This is a genomic window from Roseobacter sp. HKCCA0882 (assembly GCF_037805225.1).
GTDB lineage: Bacteria > Pseudomonadota > Alphaproteobacteria > Rhodobacterales > Rhodobacteraceae > M30B80.
Window position 1 is genome coordinate 530,297 of record NZ_JBBLYI010000002.1, and the last position, 18,915, is coordinate 549,211.

An 18,915-nucleotide genomic window follows, 5' to 3' on the forward strand; every position below is an offset into this window, starting at 1 on the left:
AATTGTGACAATCATATGTCAGATTTAATTTACATGTTTTGCTTGCACCAACGGGGTATTTCGCGCTAAAGATGAGTGGTAGATACTTATTCACGCCTTGGGTGCAAAGTGGAAGATTTCTCACAAACACGCCAGTTCAGCCTCAAGGATTTTGTGCCTTTCCAAATGGCTGTCATCGCAAGCGCCCTGTTTCAGAACCTGATGCGGGATGCAGATTTACAGGTTCCAGAATGGCGCATCATGATGGCTTTGCCTGAGAATCAACCCTGTTCCTCGCATGATCTATGCATTTTGACCGCGATGGATGCCGCACGCGTCAGCCGCGCACAGCGCCGCCTCGAAGATCTCGATATGATCAATGTTTCGACCGATGCAGTGGATCGCCGCCGCTTGGTGGTGCGCCTGTCTGAAAAAGGGAATGAGGAAATCCGCCGCCTTCAAGCCGCCGCTCTAGAAGCCGAAACAGATCTTCTAGACCGCCTCGGCCCAGACGAACGCGCCCAATTGCGCACAGTCGTCTCTTATCTTTACGCGCGCGGCTAATCAGCCAAGATTTGCTGCAACAGCCGCCCGTCTGGCCGCTCCAATTCCTCGATCACATCGAAATGATGCAAGCCCGCTAGATGCATCGCTTCAATGTCAACACCAGCGCCATGCCAAATATTCGCCAAAAGATCATTTTGACGGATGAATTCGGGCCGCTCATCGCCCCCCACGGCGGCAACGAATCGCGCGGTCTTTCGCGGCAGCAACAATGCGGGGCTTTCCCGCATGGCTTCCTCTAGGGTCAAACGCAGGTCTTGGTTGATCTCTGTGTTCAGCAGAGGGCGTAAATCATGCACGCCCGAGATTGACATCACCTGAACCACGCGAGCGACGACTGTGTCGGGCAAAACGCCTTCGCACATCATGCGGGTGGCCAAATGCCCACCTGCCGAATGGCCCGTGATTCGGATTGGCCCCTCCACCAAACCCGCTGCATGGCAAACAGCGCGCATCATTTCATCGGTGATTTGAGCAATCCGCGCCTCGGGTGCGAGCGTATATGACGGCAGGGCCACCGCTTGCCCCGCGTCTCGCAGGGCGCGGGCCAAATGGCTAAAGTCGCGCGGCGAGAACCGCCGCCAATAGCCACCATGAATAAAAATAGTCAGGCCTTTGGGCGCGCCATCGGGCATGAATAGATCAAAATACTGGCGCGGGCCTGTCCCATAGTGATGCGTGACCGGCGGATAGGCCGCGCGAAAACTGGCTGCGGCCTCTGTCCAACGTGTGATGAACCCATCCGCATCAGGGATATAGGCCCCGTTTTGATAGGCATCATCGAAATCTGTAATCTTAACCATGGCCGCCTCATCTGCGTGAACTCGCCTCACTTTTGCACAGGATAAGAAATTGGCAAGGGCATGCACTAGTTGCGAGTCGTTCGCCACTTCTTGACTTTTTGCGAATGATTATCAATATCATTTTTGTGGCGGCAATGATGGCCCGCAAGGGCCTATGTCTTTCGATATTGGAGAAGCCTTCATGCGTTTCCTACGCATTTTGACAGTGATGCTGCTGCCCTTTCTGGCCACCCCCGCTCTTGCGCAATCTGCACCCATCAAAGTGGTCGCTACCACAGGGATGATCGCAGATGCCGCCAGTCAGATCGGGGGGGATTTGATCGAACTAAAGACCCTCATGGGTGCGGGCGTTGATCCGCATTCTTTTCGGCAGACCCGTTCGGATATTCTGGCATTAATGAATGCGGATCTGATCCTATGGAATGGGCTTTATCTAGAGGCCCAACTTGAGCCGCTCCTGCTTGATCTTACGCAATCCCGCACTGTTGTCGCGGTGGCAGAGGCTATCCCACAAGACAGATTGCGCAGTCATCCAGAGTATGAGGATCGATTTGACCCGCATGTCTGGATGGATCCGACCCTATGGCGCACAGTTGTTTTAGCCGTGCGCGATGCATTGAGCGCGTCATATCCCGAAGGCGCGGCGATATTCGAAGCGAATGCCGTACAGCATTTGGCCGAAATTGATCGCCTAACCGCCTATGCCCAAAGCAGCCTCTCAAGCGTTCCCGAAGCAGCACGGGTTCTGGTCACAGCCCATGATGCCTTTGGCTATTTTGGCCGCGCTTTCGATTTCGAGGTTTTGGGCATCCAAGGCATCTCGACCGCATCAGAAGCAGGGCTTTTGCAAATCTCAACCTTGGTCGATACGCTGGTGGCGCGCCAGATTGGGGCCATTTTTGTTGAAAGCTCTGTATCTGACCGCAATATTCGCGCCCTCCAAGAAGGTGCGGCTGCCCAGGGTCACGCGGTCGCCATCGGGGGCGAGCTTTATTCAGACGCGATGGGGCCAGAAGGCAGCTATGAAGGCACCTATATCGGGATGTTGGATCATAACATCACCACCATCACCCGCGCGCTTGGGGGCACAGCCCCTGCAGGTGGGATAAATGGCGCGTTAACCCCTTAGCGACAAGGAATTGGCCATGTTACGGCTTCATCAGAACGACCAACCCCTCGACCCGCAAAGCCCGCTGGCCATACGCGGCCTCAGTGTCAGCTATGGGGAAAAGCCCGCGCTTTTCTCGGTCGATCTCACGGTGGCGCCGCGCTCGATGACGGCCATCATTGGGCCAAATGGTGCAGGCAAATCGACCTTACTTAAAGCGGCGCTCGGGGTCGTTCCGCGTCTCTCGGGGCAAGTATCGATTTTCGGACGCGCATTGGCCTCTGAACGCCACCGCATTGCCTATGTGCCACAGCGCGCCAGTGTCGATTGGGATTTTCCTGCGAATGTGCGCGATGTGGTCTTAATGGGCCTTTATGGAAAAATAGGGCTTCTGCGCCGTATCCGCCGTGAAGATCAGGCCATAGCCGAGGATGCTTTGGCACGGGTCGGGATGCAGGACTTTGCCCATCGTCAAATCGGCCAATTGTCAGGGGGCCAACAGCAGCGGGTCTTTCTGGCCCGCGCCTTGGCCCAGAATGCTGATCTTTACCTTTTGGATGAGCCTTTTGCAGGCGTAGATGCTGCGACCGAAGCGGCCATCATTGCCGTTCTCAAAAAGCTGAAAGATGCGGGCAAAACGGTTGTTGCGGTGCATCATGATCTATCAACTGTCACCGCATATTTTGACCATGTCGCAATGATCAACACACGCCTCATTGCAGAAGGCCCTGTGGCCCAAGCCTTTACCACCGCACATTTGCAAGAGGCCTATGGCGGGCGATTGGCGACAGCGCAAATCGATCGATTGCGGGAAGCGGGTCACTATTAGACATGGGTATCATGGCCTTCACACTGACCTATAATGTCGCTTTGGTGATGTTTGGCGCGGGCATTTTGGGCCTTGCCGCAGGGGTGACAGGAACATTTATGTTTCTGCGCAAACGCGCCTTGCTATCAGACGCGCTCAGCCACGCCACCCTGCCTGGCCTCTGCGGGGGGTTTATGGTGATGGTCGCCTTGGGCGGCACTGGGCGCGCATTAGAGGGCTTATTGCTTGGCTCTGCGATCAGCGCGGCACTTGGCCTATTGGCGGTTAATTTTCTGAAATCCCGAACAAGATTATCCGAGGACGCCGCAATTGGCGCGGTCTTGTCGAGCTTCTTTGGGTTGGGGGTCGTCATGTTGACCCTGATCCAAAACATGAGCGCGGGCCGCCAAGCAGGCCTCGACCAACTCTTACTTGGCTCAACCGCTGCAATGCTGCGTGAAGATGCTGAAATGATTGCAATCGGGGCAGCGTTGGCTTTCATGGTGGGTCTTGTTCTTCATCGGGCGATGACCCTCACGGCGTTCGATGAAAACTTTGCCCGCGCGTTGGGATTGAACGTGCCCCTGATTGATGCGGCGGCCATGGCATTGGTTTTAGCCGTAACTGTTGCGGGGTTGAAAATCGTGGGTCTGATCTTGATCGTTGCGTTGCTGATCATACCCCCTGTCACCGCGCGTCTCTGGAGCAACCGCGCCGCCTATATCTGGCCCATTGCGGGCGCAATTGGCGGGGCATCGGGCCTGATTGGCGCGCGCCTTTCAAGCCTTGCCCCCGATTTGCCCACTGGCGCCATTATCGTTTTGGTGGCAGCCGGATTTTTTCTCGTTTCGCTTTTGGTTGCGCCCGCACGCGGGGTCTTGGCCTCCGCGATGCGGCACCGCAAATTTCAACGCCGCGTGCATCGCAGACAGGGCTTGCTTGCCTTGGCCCAAGGCTATCGCATTCTGGAGCCCTATACCCGCAAGCTTTTACAGCGCGAAGGTTATGTGCGTGCCGATGGGGTGATGACCGAACGCGGCCAGTCTGCAGCCACAGCAGCACAGCGCGATGAGGCGCGTCTGGCCTATTTGCGCAGCAAACCCGATTATGCCGAATTTCTGTCGCGCCATGACGGGTTGAGCGACCTATCCCGCGCCTTCACCCGCGATGAGTTGGCCCATATCGACACAAGATTGGGGGACGCGTCATGAACGGCGCTGAATTCGTGCCCCTTTCGCTTCCGCCGATTCTCATCAGCATTTTGGCGGCAATCGCCTGCGCCCTGCCTGGAAATTTTTTGGTGCTGCGCAAGCAGGCCTTGATTGGCGATGCCATCAGCCATGTGGTTCTGCCAGGGATCGTGCTGGCCTTTTTGGTGACACAAGCCCTAGACGCTTGGGCGATGCTTTTGGGTGCAGGTGCTGCGGCCCTCTTCGCGGTCGTGATGATTGATGTGATCAAACGTGTCTCGCGTATTGAGGTGGGCGCAATCATGGGCGTGGTATTCACAACCTTATTTGCGCTTGGTGTTTTACTTCTCGAGCAAAGCAACGCGTCTTCGGTTCATTTGGATGTCGAACACGCACTGATGGGAAACCTTGAAAGCCTAATCTGGCTTGAGGCGCGGGGATGGACCTCGCTGCTTGATCCTGTGGCGCTTGCGGGCCTGCCACCAGAACTGCCCCGTCTGGCTCTGACTTTGGCACTGATTATTGTGCTTTTGATCCTCTTTTGGCGGCCTTTGACCCTATCAACCTTTGATGAAGGCTATGCCGAAAGCCTTGGCTTACCCGTGCGCGCCATCAGTCTTGGCCTTGTGATGGTCGCTGCTTTGGCCGCCGTCACGGCCTTTGATGCCGTGGGCTCTATCATCGTGATCGCGATGTTCATATGCCCCGCCGCCGCCGCACGTTTGATGACGGATCGTTTGCGCAGTCAAATTTGGTGGAGCGTGGGTTTTGCCACGCTCTCGGCAAGTTTGGGATATGTTTTGGCGGGATATGGCCCGCTTTGGATCGGCCTCGAGAACTCCGTCAGCGCCGCAGGTATGATTGCGGCAGTTTCGGGATTGATCTTGGCGCTTACCGCCGTGTTCGGCCCAAAACGGCGCGCAGCAACCGCCTAAGCCTAAGACAGTTTGCCGCCGCTTTCCCGAGGCAGACAGTCGCTTTCACCCTTGAGTTGCAGGGCTCCAAAGGTTACACCGGTCTCGCTTCGGTCTCAGTGTTGGTGACAACATTGGGTGAAAAGGGAACCCGGTGTAAATCCGCGACTGCCCCCGCAACTGTAAGCGGCGAGTGCGATCGGCATATGCCACTGCGGCCCCAGATGGGCCACGGGAAGGCCCGATCAAACAATGACCCGCGAGTCAGGAGACCTGCCGAGGTGATCACCCTGTCCAAGCGCGGTGGGCGCAGCGGGCAACGGACAATTCCGTAGTGGTGGCACAAATCGCCGTCTGCGGAAGGGCCAACCCTCCAATGACCATTCACTTTTGCGCAAGGCATGTGCCTTGCCAACCATTCGTAATTGGAGAGCAAAAATGCGCCCCTCTTCCACTCTGAGCCTCGCCGCACTTTGCGCAGGTCTCGTAACCACACCCTTGGCTGCACAAAATGTATTCACCCTTGATGAATTGGTCTTTTCTGCAAGCCTCACAGATGTAGCGCGGGATCGTACGGGGGTGCGCGTCAACCGGATCTCAAGCACAGAAATGTTTAGACGCGGACGGCTGCAATTCTCTGAGTTTTTAGAATCTTTACCTGGCGTAAACATAACGCAAAATGGCCCCATTGGCACCTCGGCAACTATACGGGTTCGAGGACTGGACTGGAATTATATCCCCGTAAGAATTAACGGAATTGACGTGACGGACCCGTCTTCAGTGCAAAGCCGATTTGATTTTGGAAAGCTAACTTCAGCCGGTATCGCATCTGCAGAAGTCCTTTATGGAGCCCAATCTGCGATCCTCGGCTCTGGCGCAATCGCAGGTGCGGTCAATATTACCACAGTCGAGGCACCAGAAGAGATTGGTAGTGAACTAGGCTACAGCGCCGAAGTGGGCAGTTACAATACGGCCCGCACTGGGCTTACCTACGGTACTCGTTTCGAAAGTGGGTTTTTAGCGATGAGCCTCAGTCATATCAGTACTGAGGGATTCTCTGCAGCTGATGAAAATGTTGGAAACACAGAAGCCGATGGATTTGACTCGATTGACTTTAGCCTGCGAGGTGAGTTTCAAGCTTCAGAAATTTTTACCCTTGGTGCAAGCCTAGTCCTGCAAAATTCTAATTTTGAATTTGATAGTTCGGGCGGCGCTGGAGGAGATGCGCCACGTTATCAAGATTTTCAAATGAACGCAGGGCGTATATTTGCAACGGCCGCTCTAGACAGGTCCGTGCACGAATTTGGGATTGAGGGATCAAGAACTTCAAGAACTGATCCACTCTCAGGAAGTCGAATAATCTTTGAGGGCGAACGAGATAAAGCTACATATCTTGGTTCATACGATTTGAGTGCGGGAAATGTTTTAAGCATTGGAGCTGAGACAATGTCTGAACGATACTACTCAGCTACGGCTTCATCCCCGACCTACGCGGATTATCAAACACACTCAATATTTGGGGAATTACTATTTTCTCCAGTTTCAGCGATCGATATGTCTATCTCTGCTCGGCTTACAGACAACACAGATTTCGGCTCCAAGACGACTGGCCGTGTTGCCGTTGCCTGGCGAGCAGGTTCCAACACACTTGTTCGCACATCCATATCTACGGGTTTTCGGGCTCCATCTCTAAATGAAATGTACGGACCATTTGACAGTACACCCAACCCCGACCTGCAGCCAGAAACAAGCCAGTCCCTTGAATTTGGAGTTGAACATCAATTGGGGCGCCTGACAGCCGATTTCACAGTTTTTCAAACAAAGATCACCGACTTAATTTCTTGGAGCAGCGGCTATTCGCAAGTACCCGGCACAAGCCGTTCTGATGGCTACGAACTTGGGTTGTCCTATTCTTTTGTAAATGATGCTCAGATCGGGGCGAATTTCACTTCGACAGATGCACGGGCTGCTAATGGCAGCAGACTTAATCGGGTGCCGCGCCGAGATCTAAGCTTGTCTGCATCTACTCCGATCAACCATAACATGAATGCAGCAATTTCTCTACAATCTGTATCCGATCGACTTGAATCAGGAATACGGTTTGAAGATTATACTGTTGTAAACGCAAACATCAGCCACAGCTTGGCCAACGGTGCGGAACTTTTCTTGCGTATCGACAACGTTTTTGACGAAGAATACCAAACCACTCGCGGTTACGGCACATCGGACCGCGCACTCTATATCGGGGTTCGTGGCACGTTTTAGGCTGATATCGCTTTGCATGGCGGCGCTGATGGTTACCAGTGCCGCCGATGCCCAAACCGCACCTTTGCGTGTGGTGTCTATGAACCTTTGCACCGATCAGCTGGCCATGATGCTTGCTGATGAGGGGCAGTTGATCTCGGTGTCCGATATCGCGACCGATCCCAATATGTCACCTATGGCAGAGGCGGCGCGGGCCTATCCAATCAACCACGGGCAGGCAGAGGAAATCTTCCTCATGCGCCCTGATCTGGTCGTGGCGGGGCGATATTCCGATCCTGTGGTCTTGGATATGCTGCGCCGACTTGGCATTGCCACAGCGCAGATTGATATTGTCTCCAATCTTGATCAGGTCAGCGACCGCATTCGCGAGATGGGGGAAATTCTTCACCAAACCGCCCGCGCGGGCGAGTTGGCAGGTGCATTCGAGGCAGATTTGGCACGATTACGCGCGGCCCCGACTGGCCCGCGTGCAGCGTTTTACTACCCCAACAGCTATAGCCTTGGCACAGGCACGCTCAGCCATGAAATCATCACGATTGCAGGGTTTCGTCACATTGCCGAAGAAATGGGGCGCAGCCGATCAGGACGGCTTGATCTGGAATTGTTAACATTGGCGCAGCCCGATCTGCTGATCCATGCCGAGCTTTATTCAGGCAACTCCCGTTCCGAAGAGGTCATGTCACATCCCGCCCTCGCCCAGCTTGGCGCGATGCGCACGCAATCCAATGCGGATTGGGTTTGTGGCACCCCTGTCGTCCTGCGCGCGATCCAAGATTTGCGCGCCCTTCGCGCAAGGTTGGAGGGATGAGCGGGGTGTCACAAAAACTTCTTTTCACGGGTCTTGGCCTGATTGTGGGGCTTTTGACCTTGGCTTCGCTCTTGATCGGCCCCGCCGGGTTTTCTATGGCCGACAGCCTTTCCGCGCTCTTTGGCGGCACAGGCGATGCTGTCAGCCTTGTGATGCAAGAAATCCGCCTGCCGCGCGCCTTACTTGCGATCATGGTTGGGATAAGTTTGGGGCTATCAGGCGCGGCCTTGCAGGGCTATCTGCGCAATCCCTTGGCCGAACCTGGATTGATTGGTGTATCCTCTTCCGCCGCATTGGGGGCAGTGGTCACTTTGCAAACGGGTCTGGCCGCACAGATGATGTTTGCTTTGCCGTTTTTTGGCCTGTTCGGGGCGGGCGTTGCCGTGGTGCTGCTGCTGCTTTTGGCGGGGCCACGGGGTGGGTCACTTACCCTTATCCTTGCGGGGATCGCAATCAGCGCGTTGGCTGCGGCCCTGACGTCACTTGTGTTGAACCTGTCGCCAAACCCTTTTGCAACGTCCGAAATCGTCTTTTGGATGTTGGGATCATTGGCAGATCGCAGCTTTTCTCATATCACCATTGCCCTGCCCCTTATGGTGTTGGGATGGATATTGATCTTGTCCACGTCACGCGGGTTAGATGCGTTGATCTTGGGCGAAGATGCGGCCGCATCCTTAGGGATCAACCTGACCCGCTTGCGGTGGGTTTTGGTTTTAGGGGTCGCAGCCTGCACAGGGGCGGCGACATCCGTGGTTGGGGCGATTGGGTTTGTTGGTCTTGTTGTCCCGCATATCCTTAGGCCATTTGTGGGCGCACGCCCCTCACGGCTTTTGCCCGCATCGGCGCTTGGCGGCGCGGCACTTGTCTTGGCCGCCGATATCGCCGCGCGCATCATCTTGCCTGATCGTGACCTAAAATTGGGTGTGGTCATGGCCATCATCGGCGCGCCCGTTTTCCTGCATTTGATCTATCGCACAAGGCGGGCCGAGCTATGATCACATCATGTCTCAGCTTGCAGGATTTCACTGTCCATCGCGGGGAATGCCCTGTTGTGGATCAGGTCAGCACTGAATTGCGGGCAGGCGATTTGGTTGGCCTAATTGGCCCCAATGGCGCCGGAAAGACCACCTTGATGCGTGGCGCGCTTGGACTTTTGCCGCATCAAGGCCACTCATCGCTGAGCGCATTGCCCGCCAATGCGCGTGCCCGTGCTGTCGCATGGCTGCCGCAAACCCGCGAAATTGCATGGCCTGTATCAGTGGAAACCTTGGTCATGCTGGGCCGCGTTCCACATTTAGGCGCGGGGCAATCCCCACGCGGCGAAGATCACGCCGCCGTCTCTGAGGCCTTGGCCGCGATGGATTTGACGGGATTTGCCGCCCGCCCCGCCACGGCCCTGTCAGGCGGTGAGCAGGCGCGCGTGCTTATGGCGCGGGCACTTGCACAAAACTGCCCGCTGATCATGGCCGATGAACCCGTTGCAGGGCTTGATCCGCGTCACCAGATTGCCACGCTGGCGCATCTGCAAAGCCTGACGCAAAGCGGCAAGGCCGCGCTGGTCTCGCTGCATGATCTGGGCCTTGCGGCGCGGTTTTGTGATCGATTGATCCTGATGGATCGCGGCCAAAAAATTGCAGAAGGCCCGCCCGAGGAAGTGTTGACCGAAGATCATCTTCGCCGCGTTTTCGGCATCACTGCGCATATCACCCAATCAGAACAGGGACTGATCTTTCAAGCCTTGGAGGTTGTCGAATGACCGCGACCCTGACCCATCCATGGCTGATTTGGGATCTCGGCAAACCGCATGCCTGTCTCAGTTTTGCCCCCTATCGGGGCGGTTTTGTCTCTGCCCAACAGATTGCGTGGCGCGAGGTGCGCAATGCCGATTTGCCGCCCGATTTTGATGTGATCTCGTGGTTGGAGGGCCAAGTTGATGAGAGGCTTGCCCACGCGGATCAGGCAATCGCGATGCTGACATCGCGCGATATCTGCTTTCACCATTTTAACACGGCAGTGGTTAGTCAGACAAAAGCAGAGGCATTGGTGACCCTTGGCCTGTCAAATGCTGAACGCATCGGCCACCGCCGCCTTGCTCGCCCTGAAGAGTATGGCACGATCAACATTGCTGCCCGTCTCAATCAGTGCCTAAGTGAAACCGCGATGATTGAAGCACTGACCATTATGGCCGAGGCGCGCACAGCCGCCGTCATGGAGGCGCGCTATGAGGTCATGGTCAGCGGCGCGCCCGTCATTGCCACAGGAACAGGCACGGATTGCCTGACCTTGGCCTGCGTCCAAGGCGAAGATCGGCACCACGCCTATGCAGGACTGCACACAGAAATCGGTCACGCATTGGGACGCGTGGTTTATGATGCCGTGCGGACAGCCTGCGACACCTATCTCAGCGAAGAGGCAACGGCATGATCGAATTACTTCTCAAAGGCGGCCCAATCCTTATGTTGATTGCAGCGCTTTCTGTGATCAGCCTCGCGGTGATCCTGTGGAAGATCAGTCAGCTTTTGCGCCTTGGCGCGCTTCGCTCAGGCCAGACCACCGATGCGGCAATCTCGCAGTGGTGCGCAGGTGAGGATGTCAGCGCCATGCTTGCGGCGCGCAGCGGGATGCGCGCAGAATTTGCCCGTGATGCGATCCGCCTGCGCGAAAGCCCCGACTGGGATGAAAGCAGCCGCAAGGAAGAAATTGCCCGCATCGCCCGCGCGCGGCTTCAAGAGATCAGCGCAGGGTTGCGTGCCTTGGAATTGGTTGTGACGATTGCGCCACTTTTGGGCCTGTTGGGCACGGTTTTGGGCATGATTGACGCGTTCCAAGCCCTTCAGCTTGAGGGCGGGAATGCCGACCCTGCCACGCTTGCAGGTGGGATTTGGGCCGCCCTTTTAACCACCGCCGCAGGCATGGCCGTGGCGATCCCAATTGCGATGTGCCTGACATGGTTCGACACCATCCATGACAAAATGCGCCACAGCTTTGAAGATATCGCCACGCGTATTTTTGCAATCAAAGGCCCCGCGGCATGAGGTTAGACTTTCACCAACCCCGCATCGGCAGACGCAAGGCTAGCCTTGCGCCGATGATTGATGTGGTGTTCCTGTTGTTGATTTTTTTCATGCTCGCCGCACAAATGGGCCGCGACAGCACCGTATCTATGCGTCCCGCCGCACCCGCCGCAAGCACCACCATGATTTATGAAGGCCCGCCGCGTTTGGTTACACTCGGGGCCGATCATCTAATGCTAAATGGGCAGGTCATAGATGCCGTTGATCTCATCCCCGCATTGCACAACCTGATCCAAGAAGATGCATCCGAAGCCGCACAAAAAATCATTCTGCGTCCTGAGGCGGGTGCAACGGTTCAACAGTTGTTATCCCTGATGGCCGCGTTGCGGGCGGGCGGTTTAGACAATCTTGCGGTGATTGAATGAGACTTGACCCCGCACAAGGCCGCAGCAGACGACACTTGGCCGATCTTGATATGGTGCCGATGATCAATGTCGTCTTTTTGCTTTTGATTTTCTTTCTCACCAGCGCAACCTTACGCGCCAAGGCGCCTGTGGAACTGACCCTGCCCGTGTCACCCTTAGCCGAAGCATCAGATCCCGCGCGCGAGGCGGTGCTGTATATCGCGGCGGATGGTTTGTGGCACTATGGTGCCGAACAGGGCCGCGCGGCTGTGTTGGCGGAACTTCGGTCGGCTCTGTTACAGGGTGCAGAGACTGAATTTACCCTGAAACTTGCGCTGGATGCCACCTTACCCGCCCAAGATCTGGCGCGCGCTTTGGCAGATTTTGCCGCGATTGGTGTGGGGCGTGTCGACCTCATCACCCGCGCAGGGGGTGCCCTATGAACCGACTTGGCGCGCAAATATTTGGGTTTCTTACCCTATCGCTTGGGCTGCATCTGGGTGCTGCTACTTGGATTGGCCCAGGGGCGCCGCAAAACATGGTCGGGGATGAAGCGGCAGGCGATCACGGGCATGCGCAACTGTCGCTTTCGGCGGCCCCGCAAGATTTGGCGGCCCTTGTTGATCAATGGTCACGGCCGCCCGAACTCAGCCAAGTCATACCGGACGTCCCACCGATGGCTGCCTCACTTGCGCCCATGCACTCAGAAATTGCACCGCTTGCACCGCCAAACCTGACCGAAAGCCGTCCTGAGTTGGCACCGCAACTGCAAGAGGCGGCACCCGCGCTAGAACCTGAGGTTCCAAACGCGCCAACGCCCACCGCCCCCGCACCGCGCCCTGCAACACGCGCAAGCGGTGGGGCCGAGGCCGCGCCAACCACCACAACCGCCGTCACAAACAGCGAAGATCAGGATGTGATCATGCGCTTGATGTCCCATTGGGGCAGCGGAATTTTACGTCAATTAGAACGCAGCCCCAGCCGCCCACGCGGGCGCGGCGCAGCAACCTTGCGGCTTGTGATTGATGCCGATGGTCGCCTTCATGATGTTCGAATTCTGGCGGGCACAGGCCAAGCTGATTTGGACACAGCCCTCTTGGCTTTTGTGGCAGAGGCAAGCCCATATCCACCCGCACCAGACGGGATTAGCGCCGCACGATATAATTTCGATCTGCCCTTGCGCCTGCGTTAGCCCGCCGCGCTGTGCAACGGGGCAAAACGGCCTATGTTTTGTCACGACAGCTCACGGGTGAATTATGCTATTAGAACTGCGCAATGTCTCAAAATCCTTTGAGAGCGGTGAAGGTCGGATCACTGTCTTAAACGACCTGTCCTTACAACTGAGCGCAGGCCAGAGCCTTGCATTGACGGGGGAAAGCGGGGCGGGAAAGTCTACCCTGCTTCACTTGGTGGCAGGTCTAGAACGGCCCAATCACGGCGAAATTCTGATCAAGGGCCAAGATATTACGAAATTGGATGATGGGGGCTTGGCCGCCATTCGGCGTCAGTCGATTGGTCTGGTCTTTCAACAGTTCAACCTGATCCCCGCTTTGACCATTGGTGACAACCTTTCCTTTCAAGCGCGGCTCGCGGGTCGATATGATCGCGATTGGATCGCGCATCTGTCACAAAACCTAGGCTTAGAGACGCTTTTGACGCGCTATCCAGAGGAGATTTCAGGCGGGCAACAACAGCGTGTTGCCGTTGGCCGTGCCTTGGCACTGCGCCCTGACCTTATCCTTGCGGATGAGCCCACGGGAAACCTTGACGAAGAAAATGGCCAAGCGGTGCTATCACTTTTTTTACGACTGATCGCAGAAAGCGGGGCGGGTCTTTTGATGGTCACCCATTCAGCACGGATTGCCGCCGCCTGCGAGACGCGCCGACATCTCTCACGCGGGCAGTTGCAGGCATTCGATCCATGAACCGCGCCTTGATCCTGACCACCCTATCCGCGCTTTTGGGCCATTGGCGCAGACATCCTTTGCAGGTTTTTGCGCTGATTGCGGGGCTTGCACTGGCAACGGCACTGTGGTCGGGGGTTCAGGCCCTCAACGCTGAAGCGCGCGCAAGCTATGCCCGCGCCGCGAATTTATTGGGACAAGATCAATTTGACCGCATCTTGCGCCAAGATGGCCGCGCTATGGATCAAGCGATCTTTTCCGAATTGCGCCGCGCAGGCTATCTTGTTTCACCGCTTCTTGAGGCACGGCTTGGCTCTGGCCCGAATGCCTTACGTGTGCTTGGGATTGACCCTCTAACCTTGCCAGTAGCAGCACTTCCCGAACGCCTGCAATCTGGCAGCATCCCCGTGACGGATATTCTTCTGGGCGGTCAGGTGTTGATGACATCAGACACGGCATCCCGCGGCCTGCCCCCTGATTTGACCGAACACGCGCGCACAATCTTGGGCAATGCCAGCTATGATGATACGCTCGCAACGGCCTTGGTCATCGGCGACATCGCAACAATCGCACAGCTTGTGGGTGAGATGGGGCCAACCGCGTTGATTGTCTCAGCACCCCAGCCTTTTGGCCTTGTGCCGATTGACACTTGGCTTGCCTTACGCGGTGACTTAATCCTTCAGCAGGCCGAAACCAGCAATGATCTGGCACGGCTGACAGATAGTTTTCATCTCAACCTAACGGCCTTTGGCTTTCTTGCCTTTGCTGTGGGTTTGTTCATCACCCACGCCACCATTGGTCTGGCCTTTGAGCAACGCCGCACAAGCCTGCAAGCCTTGCGCGCGCTTGGCGTGCCATTGGGTGGGTTGATTGTGCTTTTGGCTGCGGAACTTGGGGTTTTCGCACTTGGGTCAGGCATCCTTGGTCTTGGTTTAGGGTATGGTTTGGCCGCAACTCTTTTGCCAGAGGTTTCCGCAAGCCTTCGGGGGCTATACGGCGCCGATATCGGCGCAGTGCTGCAATTTGATCCGATGTGGGCCGTTGCTGCCCTAGCCATGTCCGTGATCGGGGCCGCGATTGCGGGGGCATCTGCGCTTTGGCGGGTGGCGCGCTTGCCGATCTTGCGATCAGCGACACCGAATTCATGGGCACAAACCAGTGCCGCCTTACGCCTTATCCAAGCCCTTTTAGGCCTAGGCCTTTTAGCCCTATCTGGCCTTGTTGTGATCTTTGGCAGCGGCCTGATGATGGGTTTTATCGGTTTGGCTGCGCTCTTATTGGGAGGCGCATTGGTTTTGCCCTTTGGCCTATCGGTGCTTTTGGCGGGCATCGCAACACGGGTCAGGGCCCCGTTTTTGCACTGGGCCTTAGCTGATATGCGTCTGTCTTTGCCTGCCTTATCCCTATCTTTGATGGCGCTTTTATTGGCGCTTTCAACGAATATTGGCGTATCCACCATGGTTGGCTCGTTTCGAGCAACCTTTACAGGCTGGTTGGATCAACGGCTTGCGTCCGAGATGTATTTGACCACCGCTTCACCCGAACAAGCGGCGCGTGTCACCGACTATCTTACACCGCGTGTTGACGCGATTTTGCCCTTCGCCCTAGTAGCTACGCGATTTGGAGGATTGCCCGCCGAATTGCATGGGCTGGTGGATCACGCCACATATCGGGATCACTGGCCATTTCTCGAGGCCCTGCCTGACGCGTGGTCACAGATGGCCGAAGGCCAAGCTGTTGTGATCAACGAACAACTCGCCCGCCGAGAAAGGTTGGAACTGGGTCAAGATTTTGATGTAACCCCAAGCCTCACCCTGCCAATCCTTGGGATTTATTCAGATTATGGAAACCCCGAGGGGCAGGCAATCATTGGACTTGATCTGTTTAAGACGTTCTTCCCCGAATCCCCGCCTTTGCGCTTTGCGCTGCGCACTGATCCTGCAACGGTCACAGATTTAGCGGCTGACATCACAGAGGCTACAGGCCTCTCTCCGCAATCCATGATCAATCAAGCGGCGGTGAAAGACATCTCGCTACGGGTGTTCGAACAAACTTTTCAAGTGACCTATGCGCTGAATGCGCTGACCCTTGGGGTGGCAGGGTTCGCCATGTTCACAAGCCTATTGACCCTGTCTGAAATGCGTCTTGCGCAAATAGCACCGATCTGGGCTGCAGGACAACGGCGGCGGAACCTTGCCTGGGCCGAATTTTTGCGGGTTATCGCCTTTGCCAGTTTCTGCGCCATTTTCGCGCTGCCTTTGGGTCTTGCTTTGGCACATTACCTTTTGGCCATCATCAATGTTGAGGCCTTTGGATGGCGCCTGCCACTGCAAATCTTTCCTGCGGATCTGATCAAACTATGCGCTTTGGCGGCAGCGGCTGCCGCGATTGCCGCCCTATGGCCCGCATGGCAATTGGCGCGTCTCTCACCCCATCGGTTGCTTGGACTATTCGCCCATGAACGCTAGGTCGCTACTTGCATTGGTTTTTATATGGATTGCCCCTGTCGCCCATGCTCAGGGTTTCGCGGGGCTTGGCCTCAGCGCCGAAGGATATGCGGCGGTCGATCCGAACCGACCGATCACGTTTCCACAGGATCACACGGCCCACACCGATTATCGTATTGAGTGGTGGTATCTGACCGCCAATCTGAACGATGCCGCAGGAAACCCGCTTGGGGCGCAATGGACTGTGTTTCGCAATGCAACCCGCCCCGCTGATGGCCAAAGCAATGCGTGGGAAGACGGGCAAATCTGGCTCGGCCATACCGCTGTCACCCTGCCTGATCAGCATTACCACAGCGAACGCTATGCCCGGGGCGGTACAGGCCAAGCCGGGGCCATACTGACCGAGGATCTGCTTGAGGTCTGGATTGATGATTGGGGGTTACAGTCTCTAAACACCCCATCAGAGACAGATGCACTTGACCAGATCATTGTCAGCGCGCGCGGCGATACATTCGCATATGACCTCACCCTCACGGCTCATGGCCCGCTCGTGCGCCACGGGGTGAATGGGTTTTCGGTGAAATCGAATGAAGGCCAGGCAAGCTATTACTACTCCCAACCGTTTTACGAGGTCAGCGGAACCATCACCTTGCCCGATGGGGCACGGCAAGTGTCAGGACAAGCATGGCTTGATCGCGAATGGTCATCGCAACCATTGGCAGCGGATCAAGCGGGATGGGATTGGGTGTCGCTTCATTTTGAAACGGGTGAAAAGCTCATGGGTTTCTCATTGCGCAGCCGCGATGAGACCCGATTTACCTCGGCCACATGGATCTCGGCAAATGGCCAACCCACCGCTTATGGTGATGGCGCACTCCGCATGACGCCTATTGTGACACATGAGGTGGCAGGGCGGGTTTTGCCTGTCGGGTGGCACATCACCCTGCCAGAACAGGGTCTAGATATCCGCACGAACGCGCTCAATCCCGATGCATGGATGGGCGGAACAATCCCCTATTGGGAAGGGCCGATTTTTAGCACAGGCAGCCATCTTGGGCGCGGATATCTGGAGATGACGGGGTATTAACCCGCCAGAAACAGCGGGAAGCTGGCTGCCAGCGCCCAAGCCAAAGACAGCCCAAGCGCCAAACCCATGCCAAGAACTGCCGCCTGTCCCCGCCCCAATCGGCCATAGACAAAGCCAAAACTGGCATAAAACAATAGGATCACAGGCAAGATCAGGATCAAAAACAACATCCGATCAAAATCCAATGCGACCGCAAGGCCAAGCGATGCCAAAAAGGCAAAACGCACCAAAATCCGTTTCCATATCGGCGCGCGGGCGGCGGAAATCAGCGCCGCATCCGCAATCATCGCGGGCAGTGCGCCGATTAAAATCATCACAAATGGCAGCAGGCGTGCGCCCCCTGCCCAAAAACTGCCGACATAGCGATCCAGGTAAAGACCCATAAGACCAAGTGTGACAGCGCCAAACCCGATCCCAGTCCACAGGCTGCGCAAAACCCGGCGCGGGGTTGGACAAATCACCGAACCATGACCTGTGATCAACAAAATCGCAATCGCAAGCCCCCCATAAAGGGCAAGGTGCAGCGCAAGGTAATCGGCAAGAATGACAGGCAAAAATGGCAGAGATGTCCCCCGTAAAACCACAGGCGTTATGAAGGCGGGCAGAAGCGCCGCCAACCAAAAGGCGCGCGGCGCAATTGGCAAAACCCGCCTTGGTTTTCCGCTAAATCCCAATGTCGCAAGCCCACCGAGGGCCATCACAATCCCCGCAAACCCGCCCAAAATTATTGCACCATAGGGCGCGATAGAGGGCGGGCTTGCGCGGGTGATGCCAAATTCTGCATCATACCACGCAATCACCTCGGCAATGGCCGCGCGGGAATAGAGAATGCCGACATGCTCGGTCATCGGCGCAACAAGGGCCGCGCGGGCAAAACCTGTCACATCGCGAATGCGATCACCTTCGCTTGCGCCGATTTGTTGCATTACCGATTGCACCGCCGCGCGCAATCCTGCCTCCCATTGGCCATTGATCATCAGGAGCGAGCGCGGCTCGTCAGGCGTAATCGCCAAGGAAAAGACCGATAATGCAGCGGTGGTCGCAACACGCGGATCCTCTATCGCTTGGCGGATGATGATATCACTGGCCATCGAATGGCCCAAATAGGCCAGCCCGTTTGCCTGCCCGACCGCGTCAATGGCGCGATCCGTGACGCGGGCCAGTTCCTCCATCAAATAACGGGTTGTGCCATCTATCGCGGTGACATCGCCGCGCATCGGTTGGCGATTGCGGCCATGCCCCTCAAAATCAAAGCTAAAGGTCACGTAACCCGCTTTGGCCAAAGATATTTGGTAGGCCTGCATCAGTTGGCGTGACCCTGCAAAACCATGCGCAATTATAATGACCGGCCCGGTGGATGCAGGGCGCTGCATCCAAGTCACTGAGGTGTCACCCCATAGCATCTGCTGCAGCACGATATCTGCGCGATCCCGCTCGAGGACGATCACGGCGCTCAATGCGAGAAGCGCGCCCAGTATCAGGCCAATCACAGCGCGGATCATGCCAAGTCTGCCCCTTACCAAGCCAATCTTTGGCCCAAGCTAACGCAAAATTGCCGCTTGCGCACCCAAAGTGATTGTTGACTGGCCAAGACCAAGGACATTTCCTATAGGGTCAATG

Annotated in this window: 19 protein-coding genes and 1 riboswitch; of the genes, 17 read left to right on the forward strand and 2 right to left on the reverse strand. The window is 56.3% G+C overall.

Annotation, left to right across the window (positions count from 1 at the left end; all coding sequences use genetic code 11):
• Positions 1 to 75: 75 nt before the first annotated feature.
• Entirely contained in the window at positions 76 to 543 is a 468-nt protein-coding gene (locus AAC622_RS10915; protein WP_340262455.1) for a MarR family winged helix-turn-helix transcriptional regulator, read from the forward strand.
• Here the strand turns inward: AAC622_RS10915 and AAC622_RS10920 are convergent.
• A complete protein-coding gene (locus AAC622_RS10920) occupies positions 540 to 1,346 on the reverse strand; it encodes an alpha/beta hydrolase (protein ID WP_340262457.1) in 807 nt (268 codons plus the stop codon). The genes AAC622_RS10915 and AAC622_RS10920 overlap by 4 nt on opposite strands.
• Positions 1,347 to 1,527: 181 nt before the next feature.
• On the opposite strand from AAC622_RS10920, the gene AAC622_RS10925 reads away from it, so the two are divergent.
• The 16 genes from AAC622_RS10925 to AAC622_RS11000 all read left to right on the forward strand — a co-directional run bounded on the left by AAC622_RS10925 (position 1,528) and on the right by AAC622_RS11000 (position 17,295).
• Positions 1,528 to 2,475, forward strand: coding sequence for a metal ABC transporter solute-binding protein, Zn/Mn family (locus AAC622_RS10925; protein WP_445322625.1), 948 nt, complete (start codon positions 1,528 to 1,530; stop codon positions 2,473 to 2,475).
• A 16-nt stretch (positions 2,476 to 2,491) separates the two neighbouring features.
• Positions 2,492 to 3,283 carry a metal ABC transporter ATP-binding protein gene (locus tag AAC622_RS10930; protein ID WP_340262459.1) on the forward strand — a complete coding sequence of 264 codons (792 nt, stop codon included), beginning with the start codon at positions 2,492 to 2,494 and terminating at the stop codon, positions 3,281 to 3,283.
• An 11-nt stretch (positions 3,284 to 3,294) separates the two neighbouring features.
• A complete protein-coding gene (locus AAC622_RS10935; protein WP_445322626.1) occupies positions 3,295 to 4,473 on the forward strand; it encodes a metal ABC transporter permease in 1,179 nt (392 codons plus the stop codon).
• A complete protein-coding gene (locus AAC622_RS10940; protein ID WP_340262463.1) occupies positions 4,470 to 5,387 on the forward strand; it encodes a metal ABC transporter permease in 918 nt (305 codons plus the stop codon). The genes AAC622_RS10935 and AAC622_RS10940 overlap by 4 nt, the downstream gene beginning before the upstream one ends.
• 73 nt (positions 5,388 to 5,460) lie before the next feature.
• Positions 5,461 to 5,661: riboswitch (cobalamin riboswitch) on the forward strand.
• A gap of 113 nt (positions 5,662 to 5,774) precedes the next feature.
• On the forward strand, positions 5,775 to 7,631 hold the full coding sequence (locus AAC622_RS10945) for a TonB-dependent receptor plug domain-containing protein (RefSeq protein ID WP_340262466.1): 1,857 nt from the start codon (positions 5,775 to 5,777) through the stop codon (positions 7,629 to 7,631).
• Between the two features lie 28 nt (positions 7,632 to 7,659).
• A complete protein-coding gene (locus tag AAC622_RS10950; protein WP_340262468.1) occupies positions 7,660 to 8,439 on the forward strand; it encodes an ABC transporter substrate-binding protein in 780 nt (259 codons plus the stop codon).
• Between the two features lie 5 nt (positions 8,440 to 8,444).
• Positions 8,445 to 9,434 carry a FecCD family ABC transporter permease gene (locus tag AAC622_RS10955; protein ID WP_445322633.1) on the forward strand — a complete coding sequence of 330 codons (990 nt, stop codon included), beginning with the start codon at positions 8,445 to 8,447 and terminating at the stop codon, positions 9,432 to 9,434.
• Positions 9,431 to 10,195: an ABC transporter ATP-binding protein gene (locus AAC622_RS10960; RefSeq protein ID WP_340262472.1), complete on the forward strand. Its 765-nt coding sequence runs from the start codon at positions 9,431 to 9,433 to the stop codon at positions 10,193 to 10,195. The genes AAC622_RS10955 and AAC622_RS10960 overlap by 4 nt, the downstream gene beginning before the upstream one ends.
• Positions 10,192 to 10,863: an adenosylcobinamide amidohydrolase gene (locus AAC622_RS10965; protein ID WP_340262474.1), complete on the forward strand. Its 672-nt coding sequence runs from the start codon at positions 10,192 to 10,194 to the stop codon at positions 10,861 to 10,863. The genes AAC622_RS10960 and AAC622_RS10965 overlap by 4 nt, the downstream gene beginning before the upstream one ends.
• Positions 10,860 to 11,474 carry a MotA/TolQ/ExbB proton channel family protein gene (locus AAC622_RS10970; RefSeq protein WP_340262476.1) on the forward strand — a complete coding sequence of 205 codons (615 nt, stop codon included), beginning with the start codon at positions 10,860 to 10,862 and terminating at the stop codon, positions 11,472 to 11,474. The genes AAC622_RS10965 and AAC622_RS10970 overlap by 4 nt, the downstream gene beginning before the upstream one ends.
• Entirely contained in the window at positions 11,471 to 11,878 is a 408-nt protein-coding gene (locus AAC622_RS10975) for an ExbD/TolR family protein (RefSeq protein ID WP_340262478.1), read from the forward strand. Before AAC622_RS10970 ends, AAC622_RS10975 begins: the two co-directional genes overlap by 4 nt.
• Positions 11,875 to 12,300, forward strand: coding sequence for an ExbD/TolR family protein (locus AAC622_RS10980; RefSeq protein ID WP_340262479.1), 426 nt, complete (start codon positions 11,875 to 11,877; stop codon positions 12,298 to 12,300). The genes AAC622_RS10975 and AAC622_RS10980 overlap by 4 nt, the downstream gene beginning before the upstream one ends.
• Entirely contained in the window at positions 12,297 to 13,049 is a 753-nt protein-coding gene (locus AAC622_RS10985) for a TonB family protein (protein ID WP_340262481.1), read from the forward strand. Before AAC622_RS10980 ends, AAC622_RS10985 begins: the two co-directional genes overlap by 4 nt.
• Before the next feature lie 64 nt (positions 13,050 to 13,113).
• Entirely contained in the window at positions 13,114 to 13,782 is a 669-nt protein-coding gene (locus AAC622_RS10990) for an ABC transporter ATP-binding protein (protein ID WP_340262483.1), read from the forward strand.
• Entirely contained in the window at positions 13,779 to 16,229 is a 2,451-nt protein-coding gene (locus tag AAC622_RS10995) for an FtsX-like permease family protein (protein ID WP_340262485.1), read from the forward strand. Before AAC622_RS10990 ends, AAC622_RS10995 begins: the two co-directional genes overlap by 4 nt.
• Positions 16,219 to 17,295 carry a lipocalin-like domain-containing protein gene (locus AAC622_RS11000; RefSeq protein WP_340262487.1) on the forward strand — a complete coding sequence of 359 codons (1,077 nt, stop codon included), beginning with the start codon at positions 16,219 to 16,221 and terminating at the stop codon, positions 17,293 to 17,295. The genes AAC622_RS10995 and AAC622_RS11000 overlap by 11 nt, the downstream gene beginning before the upstream one ends.
• Here the strand turns inward: AAC622_RS11000 and AAC622_RS11005 are convergent.
• Entirely contained in the window at positions 17,292 to 18,797 is a 1,506-nt protein-coding gene (locus tag AAC622_RS11005) for an alpha/beta fold hydrolase (protein ID WP_340262489.1), read from the reverse strand. The two genes, AAC622_RS11000 and AAC622_RS11005, sit on opposite strands and share 4 nt — an antisense overlap.
• Between the last annotated feature and the right edge of the window lie 118 nt (positions 18,798 to 18,915).

What these genes read in the sequence shown, in the direction of transcription:
- AAC622_RS10960 (WP_340262472.1), top strand. Translation starts at nt 9,431, where the DNA reads ATGATCACATCATGTCTCAGCTTGCAGGATTTCACTGTCCATCGCGGG.
- AAC622_RS10970 (WP_340262476.1), top strand. Translation starts at nt 10,860, where the DNA reads ATGATCGAATTACTTCTCAAAGGCGGCCCAATCCTTATGTTGATTGCA.
- AAC622_RS10935 (WP_445322626.1), top strand. Translation starts at nt 3,295, where the DNA reads ATGGCCTTCACACTGACCTATAATGTCGCTTTGGTGATGTTTGGCGCG.
- AAC622_RS10925 (WP_445322625.1), top strand. Translation starts at nt 1,528, where the DNA reads ATGCGTTTCCTACGCATTTTGACAGTGATGCTGCTGCCCTTTCTGGCC.
- AAC622_RS10975 (WP_340262478.1), top strand. Translation starts at nt 11,471, where the DNA reads ATGAGGTTAGACTTTCACCAACCCCGCATCGGCAGACGCAAGGCTAGC.
- AAC622_RS11000 (WP_340262487.1), top strand. Translation starts at nt 16,219, where the DNA reads ATGAACGCTAGGTCGCTACTTGCATTGGTTTTTATATGGATTGCCCCT.
- AAC622_RS10995 (WP_340262485.1), top strand. Translation starts at nt 13,779, where the DNA reads ATGAACCGCGCCTTGATCCTGACCACCCTATCCGCGCTTTTGGGCCAT.
- AAC622_RS10920 (WP_340262457.1), bottom strand. Translation starts at nt 1,346, where the DNA reads ATGGTTAAGATTACAGATTTCGATGATGCCTATCAAAACGGGGCCTAT.
- AAC622_RS11005 (WP_340262489.1), bottom strand. Translation starts at nt 18,797, where the DNA reads ATGATCCGCGCTGTGATTGGCCTGATACTGGGCGCGCTTCTCGCATTG.
- AAC622_RS10985 (WP_340262481.1), top strand. Translation starts at nt 12,297, where the DNA reads ATGAACCGACTTGGCGCGCAAATATTTGGGTTTCTTACCCTATCGCTT.
- AAC622_RS10965 (WP_340262474.1), top strand. Translation starts at nt 10,192, where the DNA reads ATGACCGCGACCCTGACCCATCCATGGCTGATTTGGGATCTCGGCAAA.
- AAC622_RS10930 (WP_340262459.1), top strand. Translation starts at nt 2,492, where the DNA reads ATGTTACGGCTTCATCAGAACGACCAACCCCTCGACCCGCAAAGCCCG.
- AAC622_RS10980 (WP_340262479.1), top strand. Translation starts at nt 11,875, where the DNA reads ATGAGACTTGACCCCGCACAAGGCCGCAGCAGACGACACTTGGCCGAT.
- AAC622_RS10990 (WP_340262483.1), top strand. Translation starts at nt 13,114, where the DNA reads ATGCTATTAGAACTGCGCAATGTCTCAAAATCCTTTGAGAGCGGTGAA.
- AAC622_RS10940 (WP_340262463.1), top strand. Translation starts at nt 4,470, where the DNA reads ATGAACGGCGCTGAATTCGTGCCCCTTTCGCTTCCGCCGATTCTCATC.
- AAC622_RS10950 (WP_340262468.1), top strand. Translation starts at nt 7,660, where the DNA reads ATGGTTACCAGTGCCGCCGATGCCCAAACCGCACCTTTGCGTGTGGTG.